Raw genomic sequence first — 20,998 nt, 5'->3', positions numbered from 1 at the left:
CAGGCATACTGTCGCCCATGTCAATGGGGCGGGGTTTTCGCACCCTGCTGTGAACTGCACAGTCAACGGCATGACAGCTTGAAAGGCGACGGGCATAAGACTCTTTTTAGGATAGTTGGAAAACGAGATGGCAAATAAAAAGCGTTCGGCCAGTTCCAGTCGCTGGTTACAAGAACACTTTAGCGATAAATATGTGCAACAGGCTCAGAAAAAGGGGCTGCGTTCACGCGCCTGGTTTAAACTTGATGAAATACAGCAAACTGACAAACTGTTTAAGCCGGGTATGACAGTCGTTGATTTGGGGGCGGCACCGGGCGGTTGGTCGCAATATGTGGTAACCCAGATTGGTGGTAACGGGCGTATCATTGCCTGTGATATTTTGCCAATGGATCCTATTGTTGGCGTCGATTTCCTTCAGGGCGATTTTCGTGATGAACTGGTCCTTAAAGCGCTGTTGGAACGTGTAGGTGAAAGTAAGGTTCAGGTAGTCATGTCTGACATGGCTCCGAATATGAGTGGCACCCCGGCGGTCGATATCCCGAGATCGATGTATCTGGTGGAATTAGCACTGGAAATGTGTCGTGATGTCCTCGCACCAGGCGGTAGTTTCCTGGTGAAGGTGTTCCAGGGAGATGGTTTTGACGAGTACCTACGGGAAATTCGCTCCCTGTTTACGAAGGTTAAGATTCGTAAGCCAGACGCTTCCCGCGCACGTTCGCGTGAAGTGTACATTGTAGCGACAGGGCGGAAACTGTAGTACCCTAACGCTGTTTGTTAACACAGTTGTAATATGAGGTTAATCCCTTGAGTGACATGGCGAAAAACCTAATTCTCTGGCTAGTCATCGCGGTAGTGTTGATGTCTGTATTCCAGAGCTTTGGGCCCAGCGAGTCTAATGGCCGTAGGGTGGATTACACTACCTTCATGTCCGAACTGACCCAAGATCAGATTCGTGAAGCGCGCATTAATGGGCGTGAAATCAACGTTACTCGTAAAGACAGTAACAAATACACGACATACATCCCTGTCAACGATCCCAAGTTGCTGGATACGTTGTTGACCAAGAATGTCAAAGTTGTCGGTGAGCCACCGGAAGAACCGAGTTTGCTGGCTTCCATCTTTATTTCCTGGTTCCCAATGCTGTTGCTGATTGGGGTCTGGATCTTCTTTATGCGGCAAATGCAGGGCGGCGGCGGCAAGGGGGCAATGTCCTTCGGCAAGAGCAAGGCCCGAATGCTGACGGAAGACCAGATCAAAACCACTTTTGCCGACGTCGCAGGTTGTGACGAAGCAAAAGAAGAAGTCAGTGAATTGGTGGACTATCTGCGCGAGCCGAGCCGTTTCCAGAAACTGGGCGGCAAGATCCCGAAAGGCGTGCTGATGGTGGGTCCTCCGGGTACCGGTAAAACCCTGCTGGCGAAAGCGATCGCCGGTGAGGCCAAAGTGCCATTCTTCACCATTTCCGGTTCTGACTTCGTTGAAATGTTCGTCGGTGTGGGGGCTTCCCGTGTCCGTGACATGTTCGAACAAGCCAAGAAAGCGGCTCCATGCATCATCTTCATCGATGAAATCGACGCCGTAGGTCGCCAGCGTGGTGCTGGTCTGGGCGGTGGTCACGATGAACGTGAACAAACGCTGAACCAGATGCTGGTTGAGATGGACGGTTTTGAAGGCAACGAAGGCATTATCGTTATCGCGGCAACCAACCGTCCTGACGTGCTTGACCCTGCGCTGCTGCGTCCAGGCCGTTTCGACCGTCAGGTCGTGGTTGGCCTGCCGGACGTGCGTGGCCGCGAACAGATCCTGAAGGTGCATATGCGCCGTGTGCCATTGGCTACGGATATTGACGCCTCTGTAATCGCTCGCGGTACTCCGGGTTTCTCCGGTGCTGACTTGGCCAACCTGGTCAACGAAGCCGCCTTGTTCGCGGCGCGTGGCAACAAACGTGTGGTGTCGATGGTTGAGTTCGAAAAAGCCAAAGACAAGATCATGATGGGTGCGGAACGTCGCTCCATGGTGATGACCGAAGCACAGAAAGAATCAACCGCCTATCACGAAGCGGGCCATGCCATCATCGGCCGCCTGGTTCCTGAGCACGATCCGGTGCATAAAGTCACGATTATTCCTCGTGGACGTGCGCTTGGTGTGACCTTCTTCCTACCGGAAGGGGATCAGATCAGTGCCAGCCGTCAGAAGCTGGAGAGCCAAATCTCTACCTTGTACGGTGGGCGTCTGGCTGAAGAAATTATTTACGGGCCGGAAAAAGTCTCTACCGGTGCATCAAACGACATTAAAGTCGCTACTTCGATTGCGCGTAACATGGTGACCCAATGGGGCTTCTCTGAGAAGCTTGGGCCATTGCTGTATGCGGAAGAAGAGGGCGAAGTGTTCCTGGGCCGTTCAGTGGCCAAGGCAAAACACATGTCGGATGAAACCGCACGTATCATCGATCAGGAAGTAAAATCTCTGGTTGAGCGCAACTACACCCGTGCGCGTGCGTTATTAATGGAAAACATGGACATCCTGCATTCTATGAAGGATGCTCTGATGAAATATGAAACCATTGATGCACCACAGATTGACGATCTGATGAACCGTAAAGATGTGCGTCCGCCAGCAGGTTGGGACGACGCGGCAAAGAATAACAGCTCCGACAACGGGGGACTCCAAAAGCCCCTACGCCGGTAGATGAGCCGCGTACGCCAAACCCAGGCAACACCATGTCTGAGCAGCTCGACAAATAACATCGGCTGTGTAATAAAATCGAACCCCGGCCAGCCCGGGGTTTTTTATTGGCCGCAGGCAAAGAAACAGCAACACTAAGATGGAATTATCATGCAGTTAACCGTGCGCGACCAAATCCTTGACCTCAACCATCCTCAGGTCATGGGGATCCTCAATGTCACTCCAGACTCTTTTTCCGATGGTGGGCGGCATAATTCGCTCAATGATGCCCTGTTGCACGCTCATGCGCTGATTTCTGCGGGTGCGACGATGATCGATGTCGGTGGGGAGTCTACTCGTCCAGGCGCGGCGGACGTCAGTGAGGAAGAAGAGATGGAGCGCGTAGTGCCGGTGGTGGAAGCCTTGGCGCAGCGGTTTGAAATCTTTATCTCGGTAGATACGTCGAAAGCCGGGGTGATCCGTGAGTCTGCCAAGGTTGGCGCACATCTGATTAATGACATTCGCTCATTGCAGGAGCCAGGGGCCATGCAAGCCGCTGCTGAAAGCGGGCTGCCGGTCTGCCTGATGCATATGCAAGGCGAGCCGCGTACCATGCAACAGGCTCCGCAGTATGATGACTTGATGGGTGACGTAAATGCGTTTTTCCAGCATCATATTGACCGCTGCATTGCCGGTGGTATAGCAAAACAGAAATTGTTGCTCGACCCGGGCTTCGGTTTCGGTAAGAATTTAGCGCATAATTACCAGCTTCTGGCCCGGTTGGCGGAGTTTCATCACTTTGGTTTACCACTTTTGGTGGGGATGTCGCGTAAGTCGATGATTGGTCAACTGTTGAATGTGCCGCCCGCTCAACGGGTTATTGGTAGCGTTGCCTGCGCGGTGATTGCCGCCATGCAGGGGGCACAAATAGTCAGAGTGCATGATGTAAAAGAAACCGTCGAGGCGATGCGTGTCGTCGAGGCAACACTTTCAGCTAAGGGATAGTAGAGACATGAGCGAGCGCAAATACTTTGGTACCGATGGCATCCGCGGTAAAGTCGGTGACAACCCGATAACCCCAGAATTCGTTCTTAAGCTTGGCTGGGCGGCCGGTAAAGTATTGGCACGCCATGGCTCCCGTAAAATCATTATCGGTAAAGATACCCGTATTTCTGGCTACATGCTGGAATCTGCCCTGGAAGCCGGGCTGGCGGCGGCGGGGCTTTCTGCTTCGTTTACCGGCCCGATGCCAACCCCGGCGGTGGCCTACCTGACCCGGACCTTCCGAGCCGAAGCCGGGATCGTTATCTCTGCTTCGCATAACCCGTTTTACGATAATGGCATCAAGTTCTTCTCCATCGACGGGGCCAAGTTGCCAGACGATGTGGAAGAGGCTATCGAAGCGGAAATGGAAAAGCCGTTGACCTGTGTTGAGTCAGCAGAGCTGGGTAAAGCTACCCGCATTGTTGATGCCGCCGGGCGCTATATCGAATTCTGCAAAGGCACTTTCCCAAGTGAGCTGAGCCTGAACGGCTTGAAAATTGTAGTGGACTGCGCCAACGGTGCGACCTATCACATTGCCCCAAGCGTATTACGCGAACTCGGCGCTACGGTGATTGCTATCGGCTGTGAGCCGGATGGTATGAACATCAATGAAGAGTGTGGTGCTACCGACGTGCGCCAACTACAGGCGCGCGTGCTGGAAGAACAGGCACATGTTGGTCTGGCGTTTGATGGTGATGGCGACCGTGTGATGATGGTTGACCATCAGGGCAACAAAGTTGATGGTGACCAAATCCTTTATATTATCGCTCGTGAAGGCCTGCGTCAGGGCCAATTGCGCGGTGGTGCGGTCGGTACACTGATGAGCAACATGGGCCTGGAATTAGCGCTCAAGCAGCTTGGCATTCCATTTGCCCGTGCGAAAGTGGGCGACCGCTACGTATTGGAAAAACTGCAGGAGATGGGCTGGCGTATCGGGGCAGAAAACTCGGGCCATGTGATCCTGCTGGATAAAACCACTACCGGTGATGGTATTGTTGCTGGTTTGCAGGTGCTGACCGCGATGGTGCGCAACGACATGAGCCTGCACGATCTGTGCAGTGGCATGAAACTGCTGCCGCAGATCCTGGTTAACGTCCGCTTTGCCGGTGAGCACAACCCGCTGGAATCAGATGCTGTACTGAAAGTAACCGAGCAGGTAGAAGCCGAATTGGCCGGTCGTGGCCGAGTGCTGCTGCGCAAATCGGGCACTGAGCCATTGATTCGCGTGATGGTGGAAGGTGAGGACGAACAGCAGGTTATAGCCTTGGCACACCGCATCGCTGATGCGGTAAAGCTGGCGGGTTAATCCCCTGTTTTCACGCAGGCACGGTGCAAGTGCCTGCGTAAGTCACAGATTAACCCTGTTTTTGGTGCTTTTTTCCGCAAACGCATCAGAGGCTGTAAATTGCCCTTGCGTGCTCTGGCGGCTTTGGTTAGTATTCACACCCGCTTCAGTGGGCTGTTTAGTTACACGCCACGACTTCTTTAGTTTGGAAGCATCTGGGGTGAGAAGCATTTGGCACGCGGTGAACCCGCAAGGATACAGGTACAACTATGTACGAAGCTCTTCTGATAATTTTCTTGCTGATTTCAATCGGGCTTGTCGCTCTGATTATGCTGCAGCAAGGTAAAGGCGCTGATATGGGAGCCTCATTCGGAGCAGGTGCTTCTGGCACATTCTTCGGATCGACCGGTTCAGGCAACTTTATGACCCGCATGACGGCTGTTCTGGCGACGCTGTTTTTCGTCATCAGTCTGATCCTGGGCAACCTGAGCAGCAACCAAAGCAAGAAAGGCAGTGAGTGGGAAAACCTGGGTCAGCCAGTGAAAACTGAGCAGACTACAGCGCCGGTGGCACCAGCCAAACCGAGCAGCGATATCCCGCAGTAAGCAGAAAAGGTTTGAAAACGGTTGTTTGGTTTCAGCATAAACAGCCGTTAGCAGTAAGAATCAGTACCGAGGTGGTGGAATTGGTAGACACGCTACCTTGAGGTGGTAGTGCCCTAACGGGCTTGTGGGTTCGAGTCCCATCCTCGGTACCAAATCCCAGAGATAACTTGCGTTTTTGCGATTATCGGCGTAATATTTGCCACGTTTTCGGACGCGGGGTGGAGCAGCCTGGTAGCTCGTCGGGCTCATAACCCGAAGGTCGTCGGTTCAAATCCGGCCCCCGCAACCACTTTCCTTTAAGTGTTTATTTTCAAATACACTTTTCGATTGAAATCCGCTTTTCTCGAACAACATTTGAAAATGACACTTGTTAGAAAGTTGCACCGAAGCCGCATTGCGGCAAACAGGGTCCAGTTGCATAAAGCCCCGAATTTTCGGGGTTTTTTGTTATTTGGCAACAGAATCACTGGGCTATTAGGCCCTTTTTTTATGTCTTGGGGGTGGGCTTGTCCACGTTAGAGCAAAAATTAACAGAGATGCTTTCCGCACCAGTAGAAGCGTTGGGCTTTGAGCTCGTCGGCATCGAATTTATTCGGGCGCGTCAATCGACATTACGCATCTATATTGATAGTGAAAACGGAATCAATGTTGATGATTGTGCTGATGTCAGCCACCAGGTCAGCGCTGTAATGGACGTTGAAGATCCCATTACGGTAGCTTACAACTTGGAAGTCTCCTCTCCTGGCCTTGATCGTCCTATGTTCACCGCAGAGCATTATCAGCGTTTCATCGGTGAAGAAGTCAGCGTTGTGCTGCGTATGGCGATACAAAACCGTCGTAAGTGGCAGGGCATCATCAAGTCTGTTGAAGGCGAGATGATCACGGTTACTGTGGAAGGGAAAGATGAAGTGTTCGCACTGAGCAACATTCAGAAAGCGAACCTGGTACCCCACTTTTAAAGTTTGGATGAGGCAACTAGGATGAACAAAGAGATTCTGGCTGTTGTTGAAGCTGTTTCCAATGAAAAATCCCTTCCGCGTGAGAAGATTTTCGAAGCGCTGGAAACCGCATTAGCCACCGCAACCAAGAAAAAATATGAGCAGGAAATCGAAGTACGCGTCAGCATTGACCGTAAAACGGGCGATTTCGACACCTTCCGCCGTTGGGTTGCCGTTGAAGAAGTAACTCAACCAACGCGTGAAATCACGTTGGAAGCTGCACAATACGAAGATCCGTCCATGGAACTGGGCGGCTATATCGAAGATCAGATCGAATCTGTGACCTTCGACCGTATCACCACCCAGACCGCCAAGCAGGTTATCGTACAGAAAGTACGTGAAGCCGAGCGTGCAATGGTGGTTGACGCCTTCCGTCAGCACGAAGGTGAAATCGTCACCGGCGTGGTGAAAAAGGTTAACCGTGACAGCATTGCGCTGGATCTGGGCAGTAACGCCGAAGCGGTCATTGGCCGTGAAGATATGCTCCCACGCGAAAACTTCCGCCCGGGTGACCGTATCCGCGGTGTGTTGTACGCAGTACGCCCAGAAGCACGTGGCGCGCAACTGTTCGTCAGCCGTTCCAGCCCGGATATGCTTAAAGAGCTGTTCCGCATCGAAGTGCCGGAAATCGGCGAAGAAGTGATCGAGATTAAAGCGGCGGCCCGCGATCCTGGCTCCCGTGCCAAAATTGCCGTGAAAACCAACGACAAGCGTATCGACCCGGTCGGTGCCTGTGTTGGTATGCGCGGTGCCCGCGTCCAGGCCGTTTCAAGTGAGCTTGGTGGGGAACGTATTGACATCATCCTGTGGGATGATAACCCGGCACAATTCGTCATTAACGCGATGGCTCCGGCAGATGTTGCCTCGATCGTGGTGGACGAAGATCGGTGTACAATGGATATCGCCGTTGAAGCCAGCAACCTGGCACAGGCGATCGGCCGTAATGGCCAAAACGTGCGTTTAGCTTCCCAACTGTTGAAACAGCATCGTGATGACGATCGCTGGGAGCTGAACGTGATGACGGCGGACGATCTGCAAGCCAAGCATCAGGCCGAAGCTCATGCCGCCATTGATACCTTCACCAAGTATCTTGATATCGACGAAGATTTCGCCACCATTCTGGTCGAAGAAGGCTTCTCAACGCTGGAAGAGCTGGCCTATGTGCCAATCAAAGAGCTGTTGGAAATCGACGGACTGGATGAAGATACGGTCGAAGCGTTGCGCGATCGCGCCAAAGCTGCATTGACCACGCTGGCCCTGGCTCAGGAAGAAAGCCTGGGTGACCAAAAACCTGCTGATGATTTACTCAACCTTCCGGGGCTTGAGCGCAGCATGGCCTTTAAACTGGCCGCGCGTGGGGTTTGTACGCTGGAAGATCTTGCCGAGCAGGGTGTTGACGATCTGGCTGATATTGAAGGGCTTAGCGATGAGCAGGCCGGCGAGCTGATTATGGCCGCACGTAATATCTGTTGGTTTGGCGACAACGCGTAATAAACTGTAGCAGGAAGGAACAGCATGACGACAGATGTAACCGTAAAATCGCTGGCAGCAGAGATTCAGACTCCGGTTGATCGCCTGGTACAGCAATTTGCTGATGCAGGGATTAACAAGTCCGAAACCGACTCTGTTACCCAGCACGAGAAAGAAGCATTGCTGGCACACCTGAACCGTGAACACGGTAGTGCGCCTGGCAAACTGACGTTGCAGCGCAAAACGCGCAGCACCTTGAATATTCCGAGCACCGGCGGTAAAAGTAAATCGGTGCAAATTGAGGTCCGCAAGAAACGCACATATGTAAATCGCGATACGCAAGAAGCCCAACAGGCTGAAGCGGCAGAGCAGGCACAGCGTGAAGCGGAAGAGCAGGCAAGGCGCGAAGCGGAAGAGCTAGCAAAACGCGAAGCAGAAGCGAAGCGCGCAGCCGAAGAGCAAGCCAAACGTGAGGCCGCGGAGATTGCTAAGCGTAATTCAGCGGAAAAAGAAAAAGTGACCAATCAACATACCGACGAAATGACCAAGCCAGCTCAGGCAGAAAAAGCACGCCGTGAAGCCGAAGCCGCTGAACTGAAACGTAAAGCGGAAGAAGAAGTACGCCGCAAGGTTGAGGAAGATGCCAAACGCGTTGCGGAAGAAGCGCGCAAAATGGCTGAAGAGAATGGTGAGAAGTGGGCAGAAGCTGAAGCAGCAAGCGCTGCGGTTGAAACAGCGGACTACCACGTCACCACTTCTCAGCATGCCCGTGCTGCCGAAGACGAAAACGACGCCAAAGTTGAAGGCGAGCGCCGCAGCCGTACTCGCGGTGGCAAAGCGACCAAGCAGAAAAAAGGCAACAAGCTCTCTGAATCAAAAGCAGATCGCGAAGAAGCTCGTGCCGTTACCCGTGGTGGTAAAGGCAAGCGTAAGCCAAGCACTCTGCAGCAGGGCTTCAACAAGCCAGCTCAGGTGGTTAACCGTGATGTTGTGATCGGCGAAACCCTAACCGTTGCCGAACTGGCTAACAAAATGGCAGTTAAAGGTTCTCAGGTCATCAAAGCGATGATGAAACTGGGCGCCATGGCTACCATCAACCAGGTCCTTGACCAGGAAACCGCGCAACTGGTTGCCGAAGAGATGGGCCACAAAGTTATCCTGCGTCGTGAGAACGAGCTGGAAGAAGCGCTGATGAGCGACCGTGACACCGGTGCTGCAGCCGAGCCTCGTGCGCCGGTTGTTACCATCATGGGCCACGTTGACCACGGTAAAACCTCTCTGCTTGACTACATCCGCTCCACCAAGGTGGCAGTGGGTGAAGCTGGCGGTATTACCCAGCACATCGGTGCTTACCACGTAGAAACCGAAAACGGTATGATCACCTTCCTGGATACCCCAGGCCACGCAGCCTTTACTTCAATGCGTGCCCGTGGTGCTCAGGCGACCGATATCGTCGTTCTGGTGGTTGCCGCCGACGACGGTGTGATGCCACAAACCATCGAAGCTATTCAGCATGCTCAGGCAGCAAAAGTGCCATTGGTGGTTGCGGTTAACAAAATCGATAAGCCAGAAGCGGATCCCGATCGCGTCAAGCAGGAACTTTCCCAGTATGGCGTCATGCCAGAAGACTGGGGTGGTGAAGCACAGTTCGTTCACGTATCAGCCAAAGCCGGTACCGGGATCGACGAATTGCTGAATGCTATCCTGCTGCAGGCTGAAGTTCTCGAGCTGAAAGCGGTTCGCAGCGGTATGGCGAGTGGCGTAGTCATCGAATCCTTCCTGGATAAAGGCCGTGGCCCGGTCGCTACCGTACTGGTTCAGGAAGGTACACTGAACAAAGGTGATATCGTGCTGTGCGGCTTCGAATATGGCCGTGTGCGTGCGATGCGTGACGAGTTAGGCCGCGAAGTGGCTTCTGCGGGTCCTTCTATTCCGGTTGAGATCCTGGGCCTGTCCAGCGTTCCTGCTGCGGGTGATGAAGCGACCGTGGTACGTGACGAGAAGAAAGCGCGTGAAGTTGCGCTGTACCGTCAAGGCAAGTTCCGTGAAGTCAAACTGGCACGCCAGCAGAAATCCAAACTGGAAAACATGTTTGCCAACATGACCGAAGGTGAAGTTTCTGAGCTGAACATTGTCCTCAAAACTGACGTTCAGGGTACTTGTGAAGCGATTTCTGATTCACTGCAGAAACTCTCCACCGACGAAGTGAAGGTGAAGATTGTTGGCTCCGGCGTGGGTGGTATCACCGAAACCGACGCTACGCTGGCTGCGGCATCCAACGCTATCATTCTGGGCTTCAACGTTCGTGCCGATGCTTCTGCACGCCGCGTGATCGAATCAGAAAGCCTGGATCTGCGTTACTACTCCGTCATCTATAATCTGATCGACGAAGTGAAGCAGGCGATGAGCGGTATGTTGGCGCCTGAGTACAAACAGCAGATCATTGGCCTGGCCGAAGTGCGTGACGTGTTCAAATCACCTAAATTCGGTGCAGTTGCCGGCTGTATGGTTACTGAAGGTACGATCAAGCGTCACAACCCAATCCGCGTTCTGCGTGACAACGTGGTTATCTACGAAGGCGAGCTGGAATCCCTGCGCCGCTTCAAAGATGACGTTAACGAAGTCCGTAACGGCATGGAATGTGGTATCGGCGTTAAGAACTACAACGATGTGCGCGTTGGCGACATGATCGAAGTGTTCGAAATCATCGAGATCCAGCGCACTATCGCTTAAGCCTCGAATAACGCTTAAATTTGTTTTAGGGGGCCTTGTGCCCCCCGATTTGTCTGGAGGATTTCCAAATGGCAAAAGAATTCAGCCGCGGTCAACGCGTGGCACAAGAGATGCAAAAAGAGATCGCAATCATTCTGCAGCGTGAAGTCAAAGATCCACGGATCGGCATGGCGACCGTCTCAGGGGTAGAAGTATCACGCGATCTGGCCTATGCCAAAGTTTTCGTCACCTTCCTGAACGTTCTGACCGAAAACCACGATCCGGATCTGGTGACCAACGGCATCAAGGCGTTGCAGGACGCTTCAGGTTATATCCGTACTCTGCTTGGCAAGGCAATGCGCCTGCGTGTCGTGCCGGAATTGACCTTTGCCTACGACAACTCACTGGTTGAAGGCATGCGTATGTCCAACCTGGTGACCAACGTAGTGAAGAACGACGCCGAACGTCGCAACGCATCAGGCGATGACGAGGAGGCTTAATGAGTCGCCCTCGTCGCCGTGGCCGTGACATTCACGGTGTTCTGTTGCTGGACAAACCGCAGGGCCTGTCGTCCAACGACGCCCTGCAAAAAGTAAAGCGTATCTACAATGCCAACCGCGCGGGCCATACCGGTGCGCTCGATCCGTTGGCGACCGGTATGCTGCCAATTTGCCTGGGCGAGGCGACCAAATTCTCCCAGTACCTGCTTGATTCTGATAAACGCTACCGCGTGATTGCCCGCTTGGGGCAGCGCACGGATACGTCGGATGCTGATGGCCAGGTGGTGCAAGAGCGGCCAGTGAAGTTCACACAGGCTCAGCTTGATGCTGCACTGGACACCTTCCGGGGTGAAATCCAGCAAATACCTTCTATGTATTCAGCACTAAAATACCAAGGCAAGAAGCTGTATGAATATGCTCGCCAGGGAATTGAAGTGCCGCGTGAAGCGCGCAGCATCACCGTGTATGAACTGCAGTTTATCCGCTGGGAAGGGGATGAACTTGAGCTGGAAATCCATTGTTCGAAAGGCACCTATATTCGCACTATCACCGACGATCTTGGTGAATTGCTGGGTTGCGGAGCACATGTGATTTATCTGCGTCGTCTGCAGGTGGCGAAGTATCCGATAGCTCGCATGGTCACGTTGGAACACCTGAACGCATTGTTGGTACAGGCACAGGAGCAGGGTATCGCTCCGAGCGAGCTGCTTGACTCATTGCTGATGCCAATGGACAGCCCGGCAGAAGATTTCCCTGAAGTCAATCTGTTACCCGCGGTAGCAGGTTACGTCAAACAGGGGCAACCAGTGCAGGCGGCAGGTGCGCCAGCTTCCGGTCTGGTGCGTATTACCGAAGGCGAAGCGCGTAAATTTATCGGTATCGGCGAGATTGCCGATGATGGCCGGGTGGCTCCGCGCCGTCTGGTTGTTGAATATTTCGACTGACCTGCCTGCCTTGCGATCATTCAGCGCTAAGAGTAGAATGGCGCAGCTTATGCATTGGGTTGCTGAATTAGAGATCGGCGCCTGTATTTATTATCTATAATCTGGAGTATGACAATGTCTCTAAGTGTTGAAGCTAAAGCTAAAATCGTAGCTGATTTCGGTCGTGGTACTAACGACAGCGGTTCTACCGAAGTTCAGGTTGCCCTGTTGACTGCGCAGATCAACCATCTGCAAGGCCACTTCTCAGAGCACAAAAAGATCACCACAGCCGTCGTGGTCTGCTGCGTATGGTTTCTCAGCGTCGTAAGCTGCTGGACTACCTGAAGCGTAAAGATGTAGCACGTTACACCAGCCTGATCGAGCGTCTGGGCCTGCGTCGCTAATCGAGCAAGTTTCAGTGGAAAGGGGCCTAATTTGGCCCCTTTCTTCTAGGAAGCATAAGCAAATCAGGTTAATGTATTAACGAGGATCTTCCGTTACAGAGGTTCGCGCGGCTAATGAGAGGCTTTATCTCAGGCTGGGATAAGGATTGTCATTAGTCGCGAGGATGTAGGGTGAAGGTCAGTGAGTCACTGGCGTGTCGAGTCGTCAAAACGATTGCGCGCCGTCAATTAAGGGTTAAATTTTGCTGACACCGATTATTCGCAAATTCCAGTATGGCCAACACACCGTTACTATCGAGACCGGTATGATGGCACGTCAGGCCACTGCCGCCGTTATGGTGAGCATGGATGACACCGCAGTATTCGTCACCGTTGTGGGCCAGAAGAAAGCCAAACCAGGCCAGAGTTTCTTCCCACTGACCGTGAACTATCAGGAGCGTACCTACGCTGCTGGCCGTATCCCAGGCAGCTTCTTCCGTCGCGAAGGCCGCCCGAGCGAAGGCGAAACCCTGACTTCCCGTCTGATCGACCGCCCGATTCGCCCACTGTTCCCAGAAGGTTTCCTGAACGAAGTGCAAGTGATTGCGACCGTGGTTTCTGTTAACCCGCAGGTTAACCCAGACATCGTTGCGATGATCGGCGCTTCTGCTGCCCTGAGCCTGTCCGGTATCCCTTTCAATGGCCCAATCGGTTGTGCACGCGTAGGTTACATCAACGATCAGTACGTGCTGAACCCAACTACCGACGAACTGAAAGAAAGCCGTCTGGATCTGGTTGTTGCCGGTACTGCTGGCGCAGTGCTGATGGTTGAATCCGAAGCAGACGTGCTGAGCGAAGATCAGATGCTGGGCGCTGTGGTATTCGGCCACGATCAACAGCAAGTGGTTATCGAAAACATTAATGCTCTGGTTGCTGAAGCTGGCAAGCCTAAGTGGGACTGGCAGCCTGCTGCGATCAACGAAGCGCTGCATGCGCGCGTGGCCGAACTGGCAGAAAGCCGTCTGGGCGATGCTTACCACATCACCGAGAAACAAGAGCGTTACACGCAGGTTGATGCGATCAAAGACAGCGTAGTGGAAGCTCTGCTGGCACAAGACGAAACGCTGGATGCGTCAGAAATCAAAGACATCCTGGGCAGCGTCGAGAAAAACGTCGTACGTAGCCGTGTGCTGCGTGGCGAGCCACGTATCGATGGCCGCGAAAAAGACATGATCCGTGGTCTGGACGTGCGCACTGGCGTTCTGCCACGTACTCACGGTTCTGCACTGTTCACCCGTGGTGAGACTCAGGCGCTGGTTACCGCCACGCTGGGGACCACGCGTGACGCACAGAATATCGATGAGCTGATGGGCGAGAAAACCGACAGCTTCCTGTTCCACTACAACTTCCCTCCGTACTCGGTAGGTGAAACCGGCATGGTCGGTTCACCGAAGCGTCGTGAAATCGGTCATGGTCGCCTGGCAAAACGTGGCGTATTGGCTATGATGCCTAAACCAGAAGATTTCCCGTACACCGTACGTGTGGTGTCTGAAATCACTGAATCCAACGGTTCCTCTTCAATGGCTTCCGTCTGTGGCGCGTCTCTGGCGCTGATGGATGCAGGTGTGCCTATCAAGGCAGCCGTTGCGGGGATCGCGATGGGCCTGGTGAAAGAAGAAGAAAACTTTGTGGTTCTGTCTGATATTCTGGGTGACGAAGATCACCTGGGCGACATGGACTTCAAAGTGGCCGGTAGCCGTGAAGGTATCACCGCGCTGCAGATGGACATTAAAATTGAAGGCATCACCCGCGAAATCATGCAGGTAGCTCTGAACCAGGCCAAGGGTGCGCGTCTGCACATTCTGGGCGTGATGGAACAGGCAATCAGCACGCCACGCGGTGATATCTCTGAATTCGCACCACGTATTCACACCATCAAGATCAATCCAGACAAGATCAAAGATGTTATCGGTAAAGGCGGTTCTGTTATCCGTGCATTGACCGAAGAGACTGGCACTACTATCGAAATTGAAGATGATGGTACCGTCAAGATTGCAGCGACCGATGGCGATAAAGCGAAATACGCGATTCGTCGCATCGAAGAGATCACCGCTGAGATCGAAGTTGGTCGTGTGTATCAGGGTAAAGTAACCCGTATCGTTGATTTCGGTGCCTTCGTGGCCATCGGCGGCGGTAAGGAAGGTCTGGTTCACATCTCTCAAATCGCAGACAAGCGCGTAGAGAAAGTGACCGACTACCTGCAGATGGGCCAGGAAGTGCCGGTTAAGGTACTGGAAGTTGATCGCCAGGGCCGTGTACGCCTGAGCATCAAAGAAGCGACAGCGCCAGAAGCGTCTGCGGCTCCTGCACCAGAAGCAGAGTAACTGTATCAGAAGTTTTACAGCTCCCTGCCGCAAGGCAGGGGCTGTTCTTATCGCGTGGGTAGGATACTCGCGTATTAGCAAGCGGAGGACAGGACGTTCATCCAATGTTTGTCTTCGGGAGTGGGAAATGAAGCCTTTCTTGCGCTGGTGTTACGTTGCGACAGCACTCATGCTGGCAGGATGCAGCAACCATGATTGGCGTAAAGACGAAGTTCTGGCTATTCCTTTGCAGCCAACACTGCAGCAGGAAGTGATCTTGGCGCGCATGGAACAAATACTTGCCAGCCGGGCACTGACGGACGATGAGCGCGCGCAGCTTTTATATGAGCGCGGTGTGCTGTATGATAGCCTCGGGCTACGTGCACTAGCGCGCAACGATTTTTCGCAAGCGCTGGCGATACGTCCTGATATGCCGGAAGTTTTCAACTACCTGGGCATTTACTTAACGCAGGCAGGCAATTTTGATGCTGCCTATGAAGCGTTTGATTCTGTACTAGAGCTTGATCCAACTTATAACTACGCGCGTTTAAACCGGGGCATCGCACTGTATTATGGCGGCCGCTTCCCGTTGGCGCAGGATGATCTGCAGGCGTTTTATCAAGACGACCCAAACGATCCCTTCCGTTCGTTATGGCTTTACCTGGTGGAAAGAGAAATCGATCCCAAGGCAGCCATCGTTGCGCTTCAGCAACGTTCTGACAAAGCGGACAGAGGGCAATGGGGATGGAATATTGTCGAATTCTACCTGGGCAAAATCAGCGAAAAAACGCTGATGGAAAGCCTCAAGGCAGATGCAACGGATAACACTTCGCTCGCTGAGCATCTCAGTGAAACTGACTTCTATTTAGGTAAACATTACCTAAGTCTGGGGGACAAGGACACCGCTTCGGCGCTGTTCAAACTGACGGTGGCTAACAACGTTCATAACTTTGTTGAGCACCGCTATGCATTGTTGGAATTGGCGCTATTAGGCCAAGAACAAGACGACCTATCGGAATCGGACCAGCAATAGCTGACGGACACTATACCCAATAGATTTCGGGTTGCGGCAAGGCGGCAATCGAACGGATCCCTGGGAGCTTAGTTGACTAAGTGACGAGGGTGAGAGAGAGCGGCTAACGCAGCGGTAACTTGAAAAATTAAGGGTAATCAGCCTGATATACATTGGTTTTTAACCAAAGTAATCGCCTTAGCGGGCGAGGGCTTTTTTGTCTGTTTTATAATCTAATTTGAGCCGGTTCACACTTTTCAATGAAAATGACTGAAAATTTTCTCGACGAGTTATGTAGACTGGCAGCCATTATTAATGAGGCACGTGTACATGACTACTGAGATTGAAACCTCTTTTGCTGACCTGGGGCTGTCTGCTCCTATTATCGCTGCTCTGACCGATCTGGGCTACGAAAAACCATCACCGATCCAGGCTGAGTGTATTCCTCACCTGTTGAACGGCCGCGACGTGCTGGGCATGGCACAGACCGGTAGTGGTAAAACTGCGGCGTTCTCGCTGCCACTGCTGCACAATTTAGATGCAGCCCTGAAAGCACCACAAATCCTGGTGCTGGCACCTACCCGCGAACTGGCGGTTCAGGTTGCTGAAGCAATGACCGATTTCTCTAAACACATGCATGGCGTGAACGTGGTTGCCTTATACGGCGGCCAGCGTTATGACGTGCAATTGCGCGCTCTGCGTCAGGGCCCGCAAATCGTCGTAGGGACGCCAGGCCGTCTGCTGGACCACCTTAAGCGTGGCACCCTGAACCTCTCCAGCCTGAAAGGCCTGGTGTTGGATGAAGCCGACGAAATGCTGCGCATGGGCTTTATCGAAGACGTTGAAACCATCATGGCGGAGATCCCGGCTGAACATCAGACCGCGCTGTTCTCTGCAACCATGCCGGAAGCGATCCGCCGTATTACTCGCCGCTTTATGAAAGAGCCGCAGGAAGTACGCATTCAGTCCAGCATCACGACTCGTCCAGACATCAGCCAGAGCTACTGGACGGTGCACGGTATGCGTAAAAACGAAGCGCTGGTTCGTTTCCTTGAATCAGAAGACTTTGACGCTGCGATCATCTTCGTACGTACCAAAAATGCAACCCTGGAAGTGGCCGAAGCGCTGGAGCGCAGTGGTTACAATAGTGCGGCACTGAACGGTGACATGAACCAGGCACTGCGTGAGCAAACCCTGGAGCGTCTGAAAGATGGCCGTCTGGATATTCTGATCGCCACTGACGTTGCTGCGCGTGGTCTGGACGTTGAACGTATCAGCCTGGTAGTAAACTATGATATCCCTATGGATTCAGAGTCTTACGTTCACCGCATCGGCCGTACCGGCCGTGCTGGTCGTGCTGGCCGTGCGCTGCTGTTTGTGGAAAACCGCGAACGTCGCCTGCTGCGTAATATTGAACGCACCATGAAGCTGACCATTCCAGAAGTAGAACTGCCAAACGCAGAACTGCTGGGTGAGCGCCGTCTGGCCAAGTTTGCCGCTAAAGTACAACAGCAGCTGGAAAGCAGCGATCTGGATATGTACCGTGCGCTGCTGGCTAAACTGCAACCGGCAGAAGAGCTGGAAATGGAAACCTTGGCCGCAGCACTGCTGAAAATGGCTCAGGGCGAACGTCCTCTGATCCTGCCACCGGATCCGGTCTTCAAACCACGCCAGCGTCGTGAGTTCAACGATCGTGACGAACGTGGTAGCGACCGTCGTCGTGATTCGCGTCCAGACAGCCGTGACGGTGGCGCTGAGCGTCCACGTCGTGAGCGTCGTGACGTTGGCGAAATGCAGCTGTACCGCATTGAAGTGGGCCGTGATGACGGTGTGGAAGTTCGTCATATCGTTGGTGCGATCGCTAACGAAGGTGATATTAGCAGCCGTTACATTGGTAACATCAAGCTGTTCGCTTCTCACTCCACCATCGAGCTGCCAAAAGGCATGCCGGGCGAGATCCTGAATCACTTCACCCGTACCCGTATTCTGAACAAGCCGATGAATATGCAACTGCTGGGTGATGCGCAGCCGCATGAACGCCGTGAGCGTCGTGATGGTGGTGCTGGTAACGGTGGTGAGCGTCGTGGTAATGGCCGCCCGTCCAACGGTGGTGAACGCCGTGAAGGCGCTGGCGCTCCGCGTCGTTCTTTCGGTGATCGTCGTGAAGGCGGTAACGCCGGTGGCGAACGTCGTGGCGGCAACTTCAACCGCGATGGCAAGCCAGCACCACGTCGTGATGATGCAGCAGCACCAGCTGCTCCACGTCGCCGTTTTGGTGATGCATAATTGTTGAGTTGACCTTTTACGGTTAATCAAACCAAAAACCAGCTTTCGGGCTGGTTTTTTTACGTCTGAATAGCGGCTAACGGGGATAAATGGCGTATCATTCGCAAGGTTTATCTTACGGATGTAACGTGCAGGAGATGCCATGAGCTGGCAGCAATTCAAATCTCAATACCTGGTGCGCTTTTGGGCACCTTTACCGGCGGTAATCGCGGCCGGGATCCTCTCTACTTACTATTTTGGTATGACCGGCACCTTCTGGGCGGTGACCGGCGAGTTCACCCGCTGGGGCGGTCACGTTCTGCAATGGTTTGGCTTCCACCCGGAGCAGTGGGGTTACTTCAAAGTGATTGGCCTGCAGGGCACACCGCTGGAACGCATTGATGGCCGGATGATAATCGGCATGTTTGCTGGCTGCATCGCCGCTGCGCTTTGGGCCAACAACATCAAATTGCGCATGCCACAGCACCGTATTCGTATAGTCCAGGCGTTGTTAGGCGGCATTATTGCCGGTTTTGGCGCACGCCTGGCTATGGGATGTAACTTGGCCGCCTTCTTTACCGGCATTCCTCAGTTCTCGGTGCATGCCTGGTTCTTCGCATTAGCGACGGCGGTGGGCTCCTATTTTGGTGCCAAATTCACCCTGCTGCCGATGTTCCGTATACCTGTGAAGCTGCAAAAAGTTAAATCGGCATCTCCGTTAACGCAAAGGCCTGAGCAGGCGCGCCGTCGCTTCCGCTTGGGTATGGTGATCTTTTGTCTTACCGTTGCCTGGTCGTTATGGACGCTGTTTGATGCCCCGAAACTCGGCATTGCCATGCTGTTCGGGATCGGCTTTGGCCTGCTGATCGAACGGGCACAGATTTGCTTTACCTCGGCGTTCCGCGATTTGTGGATCACGGGCCGTACTCATATGGCTAAAGCGATAATTCTCGGCATGGCGGTGAGCGCTATTGGCATCTTCAGTTACGTGCAACTGGGGGTCGCACCAAAGATCATGTGGGCCGGGCCAAACGCTGTGCTGGGCGGCCTGCTGTTCGGTTTTGGTATTGTGCTGGCTGGCGGTTGTGAAACCGGCTGGATGTACCGCGCGGTTGAAGGGCAGGTGCATTACTGGTGGGTAGGTCTGGGTAATATTATCGGCGCGACCCTGTTGGCTTACTATTGGGACGATCTGGCACCGGCCCTGGCTACCAATTACGACAAGATTAACCTGCTGGATACCTTCGGCCCGATCGGTGGTCTGTTGGTGACCTACCTGCTGCTGGCCATCGCCTTTGGTGCGATGTTGTGGTGGGAAAAACGCTTTTTCCGCGCAAAACCGGATGCTCAGGTGGTGAACTTAAGGAGTGACGCATGAAACAGGCCGAGATAGTGCCGGATTATCGTCTGGATATGGTAGGAGAGCCTTGCCCATACCCGGCGGTAGCCACGCTGGAAGCGATGCCGCAACTGAAACCCGGTGAAATACTGGAAGTGATCAGCGACTGCCCGCAGTCGATCAATAATATCCCGCTTGATGCCCGCAACCACGGCTACAAAGTGTTGGATATCCAGCAGGACGGGCCGACCATTCGTTACCTGATCCAACGCTGAAAAATTGGGGCACCATTGCGGTGCCCCTGCCCTTTATCCCTTCACCAGATCGCCTTTCACACCGGCGACAATCTCAAATGACTGCAATCTTGCCTGATGATCAAAAATCTGGCCGTTAACCATGATTTCATCCGCGTCGGTTTCTCGCAACAGTGCCTGCAGGCCATGGCGTACCGTGCTTTCGCTACCCACAATCGACATACGCAGTGCCTGATCGACGCCATACTGCTCACCGGCGGTCCACAGAGCGTGAATATTATCAACCGGCGGTGGAAGTGGGCCCGGTGAGCCACGGCGCAGGTTGATAAATTGCTGCTGCATTGAGGTGAACAGGAAGCGTGCATCGTTATCGCTCTGGGCGGCAATCACGTTCACACACACCATGGCATGCGGTTTCTGGCACTGTTGCGAAGGCGTGAAATTCTCGCGGTACAGATTCAGCGCCTGGAACAGCATATCTGGCGCAAAGTGCGAAGCGAAGGCAAACGGCAGGCCGAGTTGTGCCGCCAACTGCGCGCTGTAAAGGCTGGAGCCGAGCAGCCAGATCGGTATGTGTAATCCCTGGCCCGGTACAGCCTGCACCGCTTGCCCAGGTTGCACATCGCCGAAGTAATGTTGCAGCTCCTGCACGTCACGCGGGAAGTTGTCTACCTCGCCAGAAAGATGGCGGCGCAGCGCCATCATGGTACGTTGGTCGGTACCCGGTGCGCGGCCAAGCCCCAGATCGATACGCCCAGGATAGAGAGATTCCAGGGTGCCGAACTGTTCGGCAATTACCAGTGGGGCGTGGTTTGGCAGCATTACGCCACCGGAACCAAGACGAATACTCTGGGTGCCCGATGCCAGATAGCCCAGTAACACCGAAGTCGCCGCACTGCCGATGCCGGTCATATTGTGGTGTTCAGCCAGCCAGTAGCGCTGATAGCCCCACTTTTCGGCGTGCTGGGCTAAATCCAGGGAGCAATGAAACGCATCGCGCGCTTTGGCTCCCTGAGGGATTGGGGATAAATCCAGTACCGAGAGCGGCACCCGTGTATTTTCAGTCATATTATCGTCCATTGTGCTGATACCCTCGGTTTTCGCCGGGTATTAGGTTCATCGCTTAAAGGGCGATTGCAGGAGTCTGCAATTTCAAAAGCATTTATGCTTTTAGTGTTAAA

The 20,998-nt window shown here is 53.5% G+C and carries 16 protein-coding genes, 2 tRNA genes and 2 pseudogenes; 19 read left to right on the top strand and 1 reads right to left on the bottom strand.

What is annotated here, in order from left to right; translation table 11 throughout:
* Positions 1–127 precede the first annotated feature (127 nt).
* The 19 genes and pseudogenes from rlmE to yedF all read left to right on the top strand — a co-directional run bounded on the left by rlmE (position 128) and on the right by yedF (position 19,838).
* Positions 128–757 (top strand): 23S rRNA (uridine(2552)-2'-O)-methyltransferase RlmE, encoded by a 630-nt coding sequence (gene rlmE, locus ACQ86O_RS02720; protein ID WP_431224031.1) that lies wholly within the window; start codon positions 128–130, stop codon positions 755–757.
* A 56-nt stretch (positions 758–813) separates the two neighbouring features.
* A pseudogene (ftsH, locus tag ACQ86O_RS02715) lies at positions 814–2,744 on the top strand (ATP-dependent zinc metalloprotease FtsH).
* Positions 2,745–2,835: 91 nt separating this feature from the next.
* Entirely contained in the window at positions 2,836–3,669 is an 834-nt protein-coding gene (folP, locus tag ACQ86O_RS02710) for a dihydropteroate synthase (protein WP_431224030.1), read from the top strand.
* A 7-nt stretch (positions 3,670–3,676) separates the two neighbouring features.
* Complete coding sequence (glmM, locus tag ACQ86O_RS02705) at positions 3,677–5,014, top strand: phosphoglucosamine mutase (protein WP_431224029.1); 1,338 nt, start codon at positions 3,677–3,679, stop codon at positions 5,012–5,014.
* Positions 5,015–5,262: 248 nt separating this feature from the next.
* A complete protein-coding gene (gene secG, locus ACQ86O_RS02700) occupies positions 5,263–5,598 on the top strand; it encodes a preprotein translocase subunit SecG (protein ID WP_431224028.1) in 336 nt (111 codons plus the stop codon).
* A 65-nt stretch (positions 5,599–5,663) separates the two neighbouring features.
* Positions 5,664–5,750 (top strand) — tRNA-Leu (locus ACQ86O_RS02695).
* A 60-nt stretch (positions 5,751–5,810) separates the two neighbouring features.
* A tRNA-Met gene (locus ACQ86O_RS02690) sits at positions 5,811–5,887 on the top strand.
* Positions 5,888–6,104: 217 nt separating this feature from the next.
* The gene (gene rimP / locus ACQ86O_RS02685; protein WP_431224027.1) at positions 6,105–6,557 is read left to right on the top strand and encodes a ribosome maturation factor RimP; all 453 of its coding nucleotides are present in this window, start codon (positions 6,105–6,107) and stop codon (positions 6,555–6,557) included.
* Positions 6,558–6,578: 21 nt separating this feature from the next.
* Entirely contained in the window at positions 6,579–8,087 is a 1,509-nt protein-coding gene (nusA, locus tag ACQ86O_RS02680) for a transcription termination factor NusA (RefSeq protein ID WP_431224026.1), read from the top strand.
* A 24-nt stretch (positions 8,088–8,111) separates the two neighbouring features.
* The gene (gene infB / locus ACQ86O_RS02675; protein WP_431224025.1) at positions 8,112–10,799 is read left to right on the top strand and encodes a translation initiation factor IF-2; all 2,688 of its coding nucleotides are present in this window, start codon (positions 8,112–8,114) and stop codon (positions 10,797–10,799) included.
* Between the two features lie 68 nt (positions 10,800–10,867).
* Positions 10,868–11,278 carry a 30S ribosome-binding factor RbfA gene (gene rbfA, locus ACQ86O_RS02670; RefSeq protein WP_431224024.1) on the top strand — a complete coding sequence of 137 codons (411 nt, stop codon included), beginning with the start codon at positions 10,868–10,870 and terminating at the stop codon, positions 11,276–11,278.
* A complete protein-coding gene (gene truB / locus ACQ86O_RS02665) occupies positions 11,278–12,222 on the top strand; it encodes a tRNA pseudouridine(55) synthase TruB (protein WP_431224023.1) in 945 nt (314 codons plus the stop codon). The genes rbfA and truB overlap by 1 nt, the downstream gene beginning before the upstream one ends.
* A 114-nt stretch (positions 12,223–12,336) precedes the next feature.
* Positions 12,337–12,605 (top strand): annotated as a pseudogene (gene rpsO, locus ACQ86O_RS02660) (30S ribosomal protein S15).
* A gap of 242 nt (positions 12,606–12,847) precedes the next feature.
* Positions 12,848–14,968 (top strand): polyribonucleotide nucleotidyltransferase, encoded by a 2,121-nt coding sequence (gene pnp / locus ACQ86O_RS02655; protein ID WP_431224022.1) that lies wholly within the window; start codon positions 12,848–12,850, stop codon positions 14,966–14,968.
* Positions 14,969–15,095: 127 nt separating this feature from the next.
* A complete protein-coding gene (gene nlpI / locus ACQ86O_RS02650) occupies positions 15,096–15,980 on the top strand; it encodes a lipoprotein NlpI (RefSeq protein WP_431224021.1) in 885 nt (294 codons plus the stop codon).
* 239 nt (positions 15,981–16,219) lie between these two features.
* Positions 16,220–16,300, top strand: a complete 81-nt coding sequence (yrbN, locus tag ACQ86O_RS02645; protein ID WP_096335046.1) for a protein YrbN — start codon at positions 16,220–16,222, stop codon at positions 16,298–16,300.
* Entirely contained in the window at positions 16,290–18,245 is a 1,956-nt protein-coding gene (locus tag ACQ86O_RS02640; RefSeq protein ID WP_431224020.1) for a DEAD/DEAH family ATP-dependent RNA helicase, read from the top strand. The genes yrbN and ACQ86O_RS02640 overlap by 11 nt, the downstream gene beginning before the upstream one ends.
* A 142-nt stretch (positions 18,246–18,387) precedes the next feature.
* Entirely contained in the window at positions 18,388–19,602 is a 1,215-nt protein-coding gene (gene yedE / locus ACQ86O_RS02635; RefSeq protein ID WP_431224019.1) for a selenium metabolism membrane protein YedE/FdhT, read from the top strand.
* Complete coding sequence (gene yedF, locus ACQ86O_RS02630) at positions 19,599–19,838, top strand: sulfurtransferase-like selenium metabolism protein YedF (protein WP_025122890.1); 240 nt, start codon at positions 19,599–19,601, stop codon at positions 19,836–19,838. Before yedE ends, yedF begins: the two co-directional genes overlap by 4 nt.
* A gap of 33 nt (positions 19,839–19,871) precedes the next feature.
* On the opposite strand, the gene ACQ86O_RS02625 is transcribed toward yedF, so the two are convergent.
* The gene (locus ACQ86O_RS02625) at positions 19,872–20,897 is read right to left on the bottom strand and encodes a luciferase-like monooxygenase (RefSeq protein WP_431224018.1); all 1,026 of its coding nucleotides are present in this window, start codon (positions 20,895–20,897) and stop codon (positions 19,872–19,874) included.
* Positions 20,898–20,998 lie beyond the last annotated feature (101 nt).

It is taken from the genome of Serratia sp. L9, assembly GCF_050632285.1.
GTDB lineage: Bacteria > Pseudomonadota > Gammaproteobacteria > Enterobacterales > Enterobacteriaceae > Chania.
Note: the sequence above shows the minus strand (reverse complement) of the source record. Positions and strands in the feature narration are given on the sequence as shown.

Coding starts and splice junctions, on each gene's coding strand:
- glmM (WP_431224029.1), top strand. CDS start 3,677: ATGAGCGAGCGCAAATACTTTGGTACCGATGGCATCCGCGGTAAAGTC.
- ACQ86O_RS02625 (WP_431224018.1), bottom strand. CDS start 20,897: ATGGACGATAATATGACTGAAAATACACGGGTGCCGCTCTCGGTACTG.
- ACQ86O_RS02640 (WP_431224020.1), top strand. CDS start 16,290: ATGACTACTGAGATTGAAACCTCTTTTGCTGACCTGGGGCTGTCTGCT.
- infB (WP_431224025.1), top strand. CDS start 8,112: ATGACGACAGATGTAACCGTAAAATCGCTGGCAGCAGAGATTCAGACT.
- rlmE (WP_431224031.1), top strand. CDS start 128: ATGGCAAATAAAAAGCGTTCGGCCAGTTCCAGTCGCTGGTTACAAGAA.
- secG (WP_431224028.1), top strand. CDS start 5,263: ATGTACGAAGCTCTTCTGATAATTTTCTTGCTGATTTCAATCGGGCTT.
- rbfA (WP_431224024.1), top strand. CDS start 10,868: ATGGCAAAAGAATTCAGCCGCGGTCAACGCGTGGCACAAGAGATGCAA.
- folP (WP_431224030.1), top strand. CDS start 2,836: ATGCAGTTAACCGTGCGCGACCAAATCCTTGACCTCAACCATCCTCAG.
- yrbN (WP_096335046.1), top strand. CDS start 16,220: ATGAAAATGACTGAAAATTTTCTCGACGAGTTATGTAGACTGGCAGCC.
- yedF (WP_025122890.1), top strand. CDS start 19,599: ATGAAACAGGCCGAGATAGTGCCGGATTATCGTCTGGATATGGTAGGA.
- yedE (WP_431224019.1), top strand. CDS start 18,388: ATGAGCTGGCAGCAATTCAAATCTCAATACCTGGTGCGCTTTTGGGCA.
- nlpI (WP_431224021.1), top strand. CDS start 15,096: ATGAAGCCTTTCTTGCGCTGGTGTTACGTTGCGACAGCACTCATGCTG.
- nusA (WP_431224026.1), top strand. CDS start 6,579: ATGAACAAAGAGATTCTGGCTGTTGTTGAAGCTGTTTCCAATGAAAAA.
- truB (WP_431224023.1), top strand. CDS start 11,278: ATGAGTCGCCCTCGTCGCCGTGGCCGTGACATTCACGGTGTTCTGTTG.